The sequence below is a fragment of the Acidobacteriota bacterium genome (assembly GCA_018001935.1).
Taxonomy (GTDB): Bacteria; Acidobacteriota; JAAYUB01; order JAAYUB01; family JAAYUB01; genus JAGNHB01.
This window is the reverse complement of the sequence record JAGNHB010000034.1, coordinates 49,700-60,554: the sequence shown is the minus strand read 5'-3', so window position 1 is coordinate 60,554 and position 10,855 is coordinate 49,700. Positions and strand designations below refer to the sequence as shown.

Genomic DNA, 10,855 nt, shown 5'->3' with positions numbered 1-10,855 from the left:
TGAAGTCCTTCATGAGCCACGTGAACTTCCGGAAAGCACCCGGTGGCGGGACGACGGTGGTTCTCGAGAAGGACCTCTGCATCCAGCCCGCCCCCGCCGACGCGGGGCAACCCGCCCCCACCCCCCTCCCGGAAGCCTCGGCCGGCTGAGCCGCGATGTCCGTCACCGTCCGCCGGATCAACCCCGTCGCCGTCGTGGAAATCGTCGGGCGCTTCACCATGGGCGACGCTCCCCGCCTGTTGCGTCGGACGGTCCGGGAGCTGCTGAACGAGGGGTACAAGAAATTCGTCTTCAACCTGGCCCGGACGGCCTACCTGGACAGCTCGGGCATCGGGGAGCTCATCAACTGCCAGGCGCTCGCCTCCAGCCAGGGGGGTGCGGTCCGCCTGGTCCACGCCTCGGGCAAGGTCAAGAGCCTCTTACAGGTGACCAAGCTGGTCACCGTCTTCGAGGCTTTCGCCGACGAGGAGCAGGCCGTCGACTCCTTCAAATGAAAAAGGCCGGCCTTTCGGCCGGCCTTTCCGAATCGCCCCGCGGGCTACTTCCCGCCTTTCTTCAGCTCCATGATCACCTGCTTGGCGACCGCCTTGAGGGTCTCGAGGACGCCGACGCCCTTGACGGCCACGCCCTCGAAGATGGGCTCGTCCTTGATCTTCAACTCGCGGACCATGTCCTCGATGGACACGACGTTGGGCAGGTCCCGCTTGTTCAACTGGAGCACGTAGGGGATGTCCGTGATCTCGAAGCCGTTCTCCTTGAGGTTGGACTTCAGGTTCGCGATGCTCTCGATGTTGGCGTCCATGCGCTCTTCCTGGGAATCGGCCACGAAGACGACGCCGTCGACCCCCTTGAGGATGAGTTTTCGGGACGCGTCGTAGAACACCTGGCCCGGGACCGTGTACAGGTGGAAACGGGTCTTGAAGCCCCGGATCGTTCCCAGGTCCAGTGGCAGGAAGTCGAAGAACAGGGTCCGGTCCGTTTCCGTGGCCAGCGAGATGAGCTTCCCCTTCGAGTCCATGTTGGTGGTGTCGTAGATGTGCTGGATGTTCGTGGTCTTCCCACCCAGGCCCGGACCGTAGTACACGATCTTGCAGTTGATTTCCCTGGAGGCGTAATTAATGAAAGTCAATGCAGTTCCCCGATCGTTAAGGTGTCAGCTCGAAAACAGGTTGTCGATATCCTCGTCGGTGATCTCGGCGAACGGCGAGGCCACCCCCGCCTCCTGGGCCTGGCGTTCGGCTTCCACCTTCCGGACGATGGTGTCGAAAACTTTCTCCAGTTCGATGGAGGCCCGTTTGACGCGCAGCCGGACCAGGCCGAGCGAAGAACGCTGGTCGAAGATGATGACCAGGATCACACGCTTCCCGACGAGCGAGATATGGATGTTATCGCGCTCCCCCTCGTGGAAGAGGATGGAAAACTCCTTTTCTCCGATCAACTTGGCGAGGCCGTCCGTGGCGGCGACGTTCCCGGCGGTCAGGGAGGCGAGCGAGGTCGTGTCCAGGTTGTCGATCTCGCCGCAGGCGGCGATCTGCTGCCCGTTCTTGTCCACGAGGAAGACGACCTTGGCGTTGGCTTCCTGGTTCAACCGGTTGAGAATCGCCTTGATCTGCTGATACTCTTCCTCATACAGGACGATGTTGGATTGGCTCATTGAATATCTCCGTCGGACGGATCCTCATTCGTTATCCGGGGGTATCTTACCCGTGTCGTTCCGGTTTTTCAACACATTTCGCGCTTTAATCACGTTCTCCCGCCGCCTCCACGATCAACGGGCGTCCATCCGCTTCTTCTTCATCCGCTCCACCGGGTCCTCGAAAATAAAACGGAGCGAGCCGATCTGGATGTGGTCCCCGTCGCGGAGAATGGTCTCCTGGATCTTGACGTCGTTGACGAAGGTGCCGTTGGCACTCTGCAAATCCTTCAGAACGTATTGGTAGCGGTGAAAGGCGATCTGGCAGTGATGCCGGCTGATGAACTCCTCCTCGGGAAAGGACAGCTCGTTGTCGGTCCCGCGCCCGATGTTGGTGGCGCCGATCCGGAGGGTGAAGGTCTTCTCGGCCTTTCGTTCGAAGGAATCCAGCAGGGAGAGCTGGGCCGGGATCATGATGGTGGTTTCCTTCAGGAGCGAAGGCGAGGGGCGCCCCGAGAGGGGGCGGGTCTCCGGCTCACCCGGTTCCGCCGGAGGCGCCTCGGCCGGGACGACCGGCCTGAGGGTCGGGGACCCTTCCGCAAGGTACAGGTCGTCGTCCTCGTCGTCGAGGGAAATCAACTCGCTGCCGCAGTCCTCGCACCGGGAGGCTCCCACGGGGACGTTGCGGAAGCAGTAGGGGCACTGGGTGTACTCCACCTCCCCCCCGAAGTCGAACAACCCCGCCGGAGACTCGCTTCCGGCTTGTTCCGGGCCCGCGAGGGGAACCGAGGGGATCTGCACGGCGGCGGGGGGCGTGATCACCGGGAAGTGGCGGGTGGGTGCGGCCGACGGGAGGGTGCGCTCGGCCGGCCCCGGCGGGGTCGGCTCCAGAACATCCACGGAAGGGGCCGGCGGGGGGAAGGCCGGCTCCGGCGGCGCCGGCACGACGGCTTCGAAGGACAGGGCCGGGTCCTCGGGCGGGCTGGCCGCCGCGGCCTCGGCCCACACCGGTGCGGGCTCGGGAGTCGCAACGTCAGCCGGCGCTTCCGGCGGGGCGGTCTCGGGGAAGACCGGCGCCGGCCCGGCGGCCGGTTCGAATTCATCCGCCGCCGGTTCGACATCCTGCCGAGGCCGGGCTTCCACTTCAACCTGAACCGCTTCGTCGGCCGGCGGCAGAACGAATTCCTCCGGGTTTTCCCCTTCGGGCGGCTTCACGATAACGGGTCGCCCGATGTTAAGCGTGATCAGGCTTTTTCTTTTTCGGAAAAACATGAAAGCCCTCCGCGGGAGAATGGCTGACGTGAACACTCCCAATCTAGAATACCGGATTGCTTCTGTCAATACAAATTGCAACCGTCGTTGCACCAAGCCTTAATTCTCCCTTCGCGCCGGGACCCCCCTATGTTAGAATTTCAGCTCCGCGCGGAGGGGATGCGGTGTTCGAGCAACAAGCCTACCTGCCCTGGTGTATTGCGGGATGCCTTCTCGGCGTCGTGCTGTGCTTTCTGCACGCCCGTTCCCGGGCCGGCTCCCGTCGCCGGTTCGCCCCGGCCGGGCCGTCGAGGCGCCTGTGCTTCTCCCGCGGCCACGTCCTCACCGTCTGCGGCCTCGCCCTGCTGCTCCTTTCCCTGGCCGGGCCCGTCTGGGGCCGGGCCCCCCGCCTGGTCTACATCGACGGGGAAGACCTCCTGTTCGTCATCGACACTTCCCTCAGCATGACCTGCGACGACGTCTCCCCCTCCCGGCTGAAGAGCGCCGGCTTCTTGGCCCTGAACCTGATCCGGGAATTGGCGCCGGCCCGTTTCGGCCTGGTCGCGTACGCGGGAAGCGCGGTCCCGCTCTCCCCCCTGACCTTCGACGCCCCGCACGTCCAGGGGCTCATCGGCGGCCTCTACCCCCGGCGCATGCCCGTCGCGGGGACCAGCGCCGACCACCTGTTCCGGACGTTGTCGACCCTCCTCTCGAAGCCGGACCCGGACCGGCGGCTGACCGTCCTCCTCGTCGGGGACGGCGAGTTTTTCGACCAACCGGGCCCGGAAAGCCTGGAGAAACTCCGGCGGTCGGGCGCCCGGCTCGTGGTGGTGGGCATCGGGAGCCCGAACGGGACGGCGATCCCGGACCCCCGGGCGGAGCGGCCGGCCCCCCTGACGGACGAGGCGGGCCGCCCCATCGTCTCCCGGCTGTCCGAGCCGACCCTGCAGGAACTGGCCGCCCAGGCCGGCGGAAGCTACCTGGCCTTCCAGTCCGTCGGCGAGACGACCGACCAGATCGTGCAACGGTTCTTCCAGGAACGCACCCCTTCCCGTTACTCCTACCAGGAGGCCCCCGTTTCCCGCCGGCGGGATTTCGCGTGGGCCGCCTGGGCGCTGTTCGCGGCCGCCCTGGTCCTCGGGGAGCGCCGGTCCGCGTTCCGGGTCCGGCGGCTCCTCCCCTGGCTGGGGCTCCCGGCCCTCCTCGGCTGCACCTCGACGATGGTCGTGCAGACGCGGGAGGCGAACGCTCTCGCCCGGCAGGGTCGGCACGCCGAGGCCGCCGCCCGGTTCTCCCGCCTCCTGGGTGAAGCGGACCCTTCCACCCCCGCCTACCCGGCGCTGGGCGCCAACCTGTCGGACGCCCTCCTCCGGACACGCAAACCCCGGGAATCCGCCACGGCGGCCCTCCAGACCCTGCGCTCGGGCCGTTCGCCCGAGCACCGGGAATCGGTCCTGTACAACCTGGGCTGCGCCCAGTTGGCGACGGGCAACCGGTTTCACGCCGCCGAGTCCTTCCGGCTCGCGCTCGAGACGGACCCCGGCCTCCCCGACGCCGCCTGGAACCTCGAACTGGCCCTGAGGGACACGCCGCCCCCGCCCCCTGCCCAACCCCCGCCGCCGCCCCCGCCGGGTAAAGGCGGGGGAAGCCCCCCGCCGCCGGCCGGCGAAAACCGGGTCAGCGAGGAGAGCGCCCGGAAGGTGCTCGACTCCATCAAGGGCCGGGAGTCGCCCCCGCCCCCCCGGCCGCAGCCCACCCCCTCGGACCGGCCCTCGGGCCCGTACTGGTGAGACCATGCGAAGGCTCGACCACCTCACCCTTCTCTCCCTGGCCCTGTGCTGCGCCTTCCTGTCGGCGCAGGCCCCCGACGTTTCCCCCGTCCGGTTCGTGCTCAACAAGGTCGTGCTGGCCCCGACGGAAACCCTCAACGTCACCATCCAGGTCCAGTGCACCCCGGGGGACGAGGATCCCGTCCCCGTTTTCCCCGAAATCCCCGGGTTCACCCAGGTCGACCTCCAGCGGTCCGTCATCAACTCCACGTGGGGGGGGGTCCCCAGCCGCCAGGTGCGGCTGGTCTGTTCCTACATTCCCCGGGGAAGCGGGGTCTTCGGCATCCCCCCGATCCGCGTCCGGGCCGGCGGTCGGGAATTCGTTTCCAAATCCTTCTCCGTGAAGGTCCTCAACCCGGACGGAACGGAGAACAACCGCCCCTACCGCCCCGAGCCCGAGCCCGCCGCCGTTTCCCCCTTCCCGTCCATCACCCCCGCGGACCTCCGGAAAGCCGCGGGCGAGGTGAAACTCCTGGCGGAGGTCAGCAAAACCAACCCCTGGAAAGGGGAACAGGTCATCGTCACCTACAAGATCCAGACGGCGGTCCCGTTGGATTCCCGTGCCGTTCTCGTCCGGGAGCCCGACTACCGGGGTTTCTGGAAGAAGCGGGTGGACGTCGATCCCGAGAGGGAGATGGCGCGGATCGAGACCGGGACAGGGGTCCCGGTCTGGCAGGTCCCCCTGGACCGGTTCGTGGTCTTCCCCCTCCAGAGCGGCGAACTGGTCCTGGAGCCCGTCCGGTGGAAGGTGAGCGTGAAAGCCGGTGCGGGCCCTGCCCAGGAAAGGCAGCTGGCGTCCGAGCCCGTGACGCTCCGGGTGAAACCCCTCCCTCCCCGGCCTGGCCCTGACAACACGGACGTGGGCATCTACTCGGTGCAGATCAACGGTCCCGCCCCGGAGATCCGCGTCGGCCAGGCCGTCTCGCTCTTCTTCACCGTGCGGGGGGTCGGGAACCTCTACACGCTCCCCGCCCGCCCCGAACTCCCGGTCATCCCCGGTTTCGAGACCGTGGCCGTCCGGGAGAAGCGGATCGCGTTCGAACCCTACGACGCCGGTTCCGGGGCGGAACCCCTCTGGGGGGGTGAAAAGGTCTGGGAGATCACGACGTACGCCCGGACGGACGGCAACCTGTCCTACCCCGCCATCCCCTTCACCTTCTTCGACCCCGCCCAGGGGGTTTACCGCACGGTCCGGACCACCCCGCTCGCCTTCAAGGTGCTCCCCCGACCCGCGGAACCGTCCCCGGACAGGGGACGCATTCCCTTCCTGGTCAAGGTGGTGTTCTTCAGCCTGTTCATCGCCCTGCTCGCCATCCTCACCCTGGCGGCCGTCGTTCGCTGGCGCCGGTCCGCGGCCCGGGGAGAGAAGCGGGGCGCCGTCGACGTGGAGAGCCTGATCGACGAGGCGGCCGCCCTCGCGAAGAACCCATCCTCCACCGCGTTCTTCGACATTCTCCACACCGCGGTGGTCCGCCTGGTCCAGGAGTCCACCGGCCTCTCCATCCTCGAGATGCGCCGGGACGAGATGACCGACACCCTGGAGCGGAACGCCTTCCCCCCCGCCGAGATCCGGGAGATCGTGCGGATCATCGACGACTGCGAGGAAGCCCGTTTCGCGGGGGTCCGCCTGAGCGTCGGGCGCCGCCGGGAGATGCTGGACGGCGTGAGGAAGCTCAAGGAGAGTGTCCGGCAACGCAACACCGCCCCGAAAGGAAATTGACCGATGGAATGGCTGCAGGCAATCATCCTGGGCATCGTCCAGGGCATCTCGGAACCGCTCCCGATCAGTTCGTCCGCCCACCTCCTGGTGATCCCCTGGCTGCTGGGGTGGCAGGAGCAGCCGGCGGACCTCAAGCTGACGTTCGACCTGGCGCTGCACCTGGGGACCACGCTGGCGCTCGTCACCTGCTTTCGAAAGGAGATCCTGCGCATCCTCTCGGCCTTCCTGCGGCCGCGGGGACTCCCGGAGGACGCGCGGCAGCGCCGCCTCGGCCTCCTGGTGGTGCTCGGCTGCATCCCGGCGGGAATCCTGGGGATCCTCTTCGACGACCTCATCGAGAACCAGTTCCGCTCTCCGCTCCACACCGCCCTTCCGCTCGGGGTGTTCGGCCTTCTCCTCTACTGGGCCGACCACGCCGGTCGTAAGACGCGGGACGTCTCCGGGATCCGGACCGTGGACGCCCTGCTCATCGGCTCCGCGCAGGCCCTCGCCCTGGTCCCGGGCGTCTCGCGGTCCGGCGTGACCATCACCGCAGGGCTCTCCCTCGGTTTCCGTCGGGAGGAGGCCGCCGCCTTTTCCTTCCTCATGATGACGCCGCTGACGGCGGGCGCCTGCCTCCTCAAGTTCCGGGACGCGGCGGCCCGGGTCCGTGGCGGGGCGTGGCCGGACTTCTGGAACCACGACTTCCCCCTGATGGCGGTGGGGACCGTGACCTCGTTCCTGGTGTGCGTCCTGTGCGTGCGCCTCTTCCTGCGCATGCTCAGACGCTACCCCCTGGACTACTTCGTGGTCTACCGCCTGGCGCTCTCGGCGTTGATCGTCGGCGCGGCCTGGCTGCGGGTTGTGCCATGAGAAAGGCGGAGCGCAGCCCGACGGTGCTGTTGGCCATCGACACCACCTCGGCCGACCAGGGGCTGGCGGTTCTCTCCGACGGGAGGGTCGCGGGAGTTCAGGTCATCCGGCCGGGGGCCTCCAACACCGAGACGCTCACGGAGAACCTGGGCCGCCTCCTGTCCGCAACCGGGTTCGGGGCGCCGTCGCTGAGCCGGGTCGCCGTGGTGACCGGGCCCGGGTCCTTCTCCGGAATCCGGATCGGCATGGCCGTCGCGGCGGGCCTGGCGGACGCCCTCGACCTCCCCGTCGCCGGTTTCAACAGCCTGGAGCTGATGGCCTTCCACCCCCTGGTTCCCGACGGCTTCCTCTGCCCTCTCGTCAACGCCCACCGGGGCAACGTCTACGCCGCCACCTACAACCGGGCGGGGCCGCTGTGTTCGGAGGAGACGGCCCCCGCCGAGATGACGCCGTCGGACTTCGACGCCCTCCTGACCCGCGTGGAATCCTCGGGAGAGCCTTTCAACGCCCTCGGGGACACCGACACCCTCCCTCCCGAGTTCGCCCAGATCGCGCGACGGCACCGCTCGCGGATTCTCCGGACCTGTGTGCCCCTCTGCGTCCTCCTCGCGCAGGCCGCCGCCCGCTTTCCCGACCGCGCCGCCCCCGGCCGGACCATGCCGGAAGCGTTCTACATCCGCCCGCCGGACATCCGGCGGAAGCCGGCCTCTCCGACGAAAACAGGTTGACACCATGAGCCCTTTCAAGTTCATCTACCCGCAAAAGCCGACGGAACTGTCCGAGATCAACCGGATCGCCCGCATCGCCGGGCTCCAGGCCTACTCCGAGGACCACCTGAAGTCGCTCACCGAGAACCCCGCCTACCTGGTCATGTTCCTCCAGGTCCCCGACGTGTCCCGGTTCCCCGTCGGTTATCTCGTCGCCCAGATCACGCCGCCGGAGGCGGAGATCTACGACATCGCCGTTCTTCCCGTGGTGCAGGGGCGGGGCCTCGGGACGCGGATGCTCAAGAAGCTGCTGGCGATTCTCCAGGAAGAGGACGTGCAGCACTGCTTCCTCGAGGTGCGGCCTTCGAACCGGCCCGCGTTGATGTTCTACACCCGGCACGGGTTCACCCGGCAGAACATCCGCAAGGACTACTACTCCTTCCCCCGGGAGGACGCCATCCTTCTCCACCTGAATCTCGACGAAAACACCCGAAGGGAACTTTTGTCTTGATTTGGGGACCCGGCGGATGTATCGTTGACGATGAACATGACAAACCTCTGGAGGAGGAAACCGTGAAACGGAAAACGGCACTGATCCTGACGGTAGGACTTGTGGTTTCGGTCCTTGCGCTCCTGGCGGCCTGCGGGTCCGGGAAGCCGATTAGTGACACCGATCGGATCGACAAGCTCAAGAAAATCCGGATCGCCATCCACGACAACAACATGCCCTTCGAAGCCGGCAGCGGCACGGGCGTGGACGGTTTCGACGTCGACCTGATGTACGAGATCGCCAAGGAGCTGGGCGACTACAAACTGGAGTGGAACCGGGTCCCCGAGTTCAACAAGTGCTTCGAGGTCTTGAAGGCCGGCGGGGCCGACATGATCATCAACGCCGTCTCCATCACCGAGGAGCGCAAGAAGGAGTACGACTTCTCCGTGCCGTACTTCGACACCGGCATCCGCATCGCGGTGAAATCCGCCAGCCCCGTGCAGTCCGCCGCCGACCTCAAGGGCAAGCGGATCGGCGTGGAGAAGGATTCCACCTCCGAGAAGTACGTCAAGGAGAACATCCCCGACGCCAAGATCGTCCCGGTGAACTCCATCGAAGAAGCCATGAACACCAACCTGAGCCAGGACGAGATCGACGCCGTCATCGGCGACGAGCCCCCGCTCCAGTACATCATCAACAGCTCGGGGGACGACCAGTTCCGGCTGGTGGGCGAGCGGCTGTCCTCCGAACAGTACGGGATCGTGATGAGCAAGGGGTCCGACCTCAAGGCCAAGATCGACCAGGCCATCACCAAGCTGAAGGGCGCAGGGAAACTCGAGGAGCTGAAGACCAAGTGGAAGCTCTTCGACAAGCCCCCTGCGGCCGCCGGGGAAGCAGCCACCGCCACCGCCTCGCCCGCCAAGTGACCGGTTGGGCCGCCCCTCGCCGGCCCTGCCGGCCCGGACACCCGCCCAACGAAGCGTGACGATTTAAAATGCCGGAATTCACCGTTGATTCCGGCATTTTTTCATCTCCAGCCGGCCGGCCGCGCGCCCGCGTGAGACCGGCGGGAGCGATCCTTCGGGAGGAAGAGTCGACATGAGACACACGGACCGTTTCGACCGGGCCCTGATCTTCTGGATGCTTCTTCTGACCGCCGCGGGGAGCGCGCTCATCACGGTCCTCGTCCTCTGGAAGCTCGGGTTCGTCCAGGGGAGCGAGGCGGGGTCGAAACCCCCCGTCCTCGCCGAGGCCCCGCCCCATTTCCCCCGGAAGTTCTCGCCGGACGAGGAGGAGTCGATCCGGGTCTACGAGCAGCTCAGCAACGCGGTCGTGAACATCACCACCGTGGAGGTGAGCTACGATTTCTTCCTGGAGCCCACCCGGGAGGAAGGCACCGGCTCCGGGGTCGTCATGGACAACGAGGGCCACATCCTGACCAATCACCACGTCATCAAGAACGCCGACTACATCCAGGTCACGCTGGCGGACAAGTCGAAATACAAGGCGGAAGTGAGGGGCATCGACGCGGTGAACGACCTCGCCATATTGAAAATCAACGCCCCGAAGGAATTGCTGACCCCCATCCCCCTGGGGACGTCCCGGAACCTCCGGGTCGGCCAGAAGGTCTACGCCATCGGCAACCCCTTCGGCCTCTCCCGCACCATGTCGGCCGGGATCATCTCCTCGCTCGGGCGCAGCATCAAGTCCAACTCCGGCTTCGTCATCGACGGGGTGATCCAGACCGACGCCGCCATCAACCCGGGCAACAGCGGCGGCCCGCTCATCGATTCCCAGGGGAAAATGATCGGCCTCAACACCTCCATCTTCACCACCCACGGCGGGAACATCGGCATCGGGTTCGCCGTGCCCGTCGCCACCGTGGTGCGCGTCGGCAACGACCTCATCCGGGAAGGGCGCGTCCGGCGGCCGTGGATCGGCATCCACGGGATCGACGTGACCCCCGACCTCGCCCGATACCTCAACCTCCCGGAGGAGAACGGCGTCCTGGTGGAGTACGTGGACCCCGGCAGCAGCGCCGCCCGCGCCGGGGTGCGGGGCGGCAACACCCGGGCGCTCCTGGGCCGGATGCGGCTCATCGTCAACGGCGACTTCATCGTGCAGGTCGACGGTCGCCCCGTGACGTCCAACGCCGACCTGGCAGGCTACCTCCTGAACCTCTCCCCGGGGGAGACGGTCAAGATGAACCTGTACCGCAACGGCCGGAAGGTGGAAATCTCCGTCCCCCTCCTCGAGCGGGGGCGCTGATCAACAAAGAAAACGGGCCGCCCGCTGTCATGGCCGGGTCCTTGGGGTCGGAGCTCAGCACTTTTGCGGGAGGCCTGCTTCGCGGGGGGCTTGGGCGGGTGAGGT

General features: G+C 66.8%; 11 protein-coding genes. 8 read left to right on the top strand and 3 right to left on the bottom strand.

Annotation, left to right across the window (positions count from 1 at the left end; translation table 11 throughout):
- Positions 1–155: 155 nt before the first annotated feature.
- Complete coding sequence (locus KA419_13305) at positions 156–494, top strand: STAS domain-containing protein (GenBank protein ID MBP7866914.1); 339 nt, start codon at positions 156–158, stop codon at positions 492–494.
- A 44-nt stretch (positions 495–538) separates the two neighbouring features.
- Here the strand turns inward: KA419_13305 and KA419_13300 are convergent, their stop codons facing one another.
- From KA419_13300 to KA419_13290, 3 genes are all read right to left on the bottom strand, one after another.
- Positions 539–1,129, bottom strand: coding sequence for a GTPase domain-containing protein (locus tag KA419_13300; protein MBP7866913.1), 591 nt, complete (start codon positions 1,127–1,129; stop codon positions 539–541).
- 24 nt (positions 1,130–1,153) lie between these two features.
- Entirely contained in the window at positions 1,154–1,654 is a 501-nt protein-coding gene (locus KA419_13295; GenBank protein ID MBP7866912.1) for a roadblock/LC7 domain-containing protein, read from the bottom strand.
- A 114-nt stretch (positions 1,655–1,768) separates the two neighbouring features.
- A complete protein-coding gene (locus KA419_13290; GenBank protein MBP7866911.1) occupies positions 1,769–2,905 on the bottom strand; it encodes an FHA domain-containing protein in 1,137 nt (378 codons plus the stop codon).
- 164 nt (positions 2,906–3,069) lie between these two features.
- Here KA419_13290 and KA419_13285 point away from each other — a divergent pair, with 164 nt between their 5' ends.
- The 7 genes from KA419_13285 (at position 3,070) to KA419_13255 (ending at position 10,750) form a co-directional block, all read left to right on the top strand.
- Positions 3,070–4,674: a VWA domain-containing protein gene (locus tag KA419_13285; GenBank protein ID MBP7866910.1), complete on the top strand. Its 1,605-nt coding sequence runs from the start codon at positions 3,070–3,072 to the stop codon at positions 4,672–4,674.
- A 4-nt stretch (positions 4,675–4,678) separates the two neighbouring features.
- Positions 4,679–6,433, top strand: coding sequence for a BatD family protein (locus KA419_13280; protein MBP7866909.1), 1,755 nt, complete (start codon positions 4,679–4,681; stop codon positions 6,431–6,433).
- 3 nt (positions 6,434–6,436) lie between these two features.
- Positions 6,437–7,285 (top strand): undecaprenyl-diphosphatase UppP, encoded by an 849-nt coding sequence (gene uppP / locus KA419_13275; GenBank protein MBP7866908.1) that lies wholly within the window; start codon positions 6,437–6,439, stop codon positions 7,283–7,285.
- Positions 7,282–8,013 (top strand): tRNA (adenosine(37)-N6)-threonylcarbamoyltransferase complex dimerization subunit type 1 TsaB, encoded by a 732-nt coding sequence (gene tsaB / locus KA419_13270; GenBank protein ID MBP7866907.1) that lies wholly within the window; start codon positions 7,282–7,284, stop codon positions 8,011–8,013. The genes uppP and tsaB overlap by 4 nt, the downstream gene beginning before the upstream one ends.
- Positions 8,014–8,017: 4 nt before the next feature.
- A complete protein-coding gene (rimI, locus tag KA419_13265; GenBank protein ID MBP7866906.1) occupies positions 8,018–8,503 on the top strand; it encodes a ribosomal protein S18-alanine N-acetyltransferase in 486 nt (161 codons plus the stop codon).
- Positions 8,504–8,565: 62 nt separating this feature from the next.
- On the top strand, positions 8,566–9,408 hold the full coding sequence (locus KA419_13260) for an amino acid ABC transporter substrate-binding protein (GenBank protein ID MBP7866905.1): 843 nt from the start codon (positions 8,566–8,568) through the stop codon (positions 9,406–9,408).
- Positions 9,409–9,580: 172 nt separating this feature from the next.
- A complete protein-coding gene (locus KA419_13255; GenBank protein ID MBP7866904.1) occupies positions 9,581–10,750 on the top strand; it encodes a trypsin-like peptidase domain-containing protein in 1,170 nt (389 codons plus the stop codon).
- Positions 10,751–10,855 lie beyond the last annotated feature (105 nt).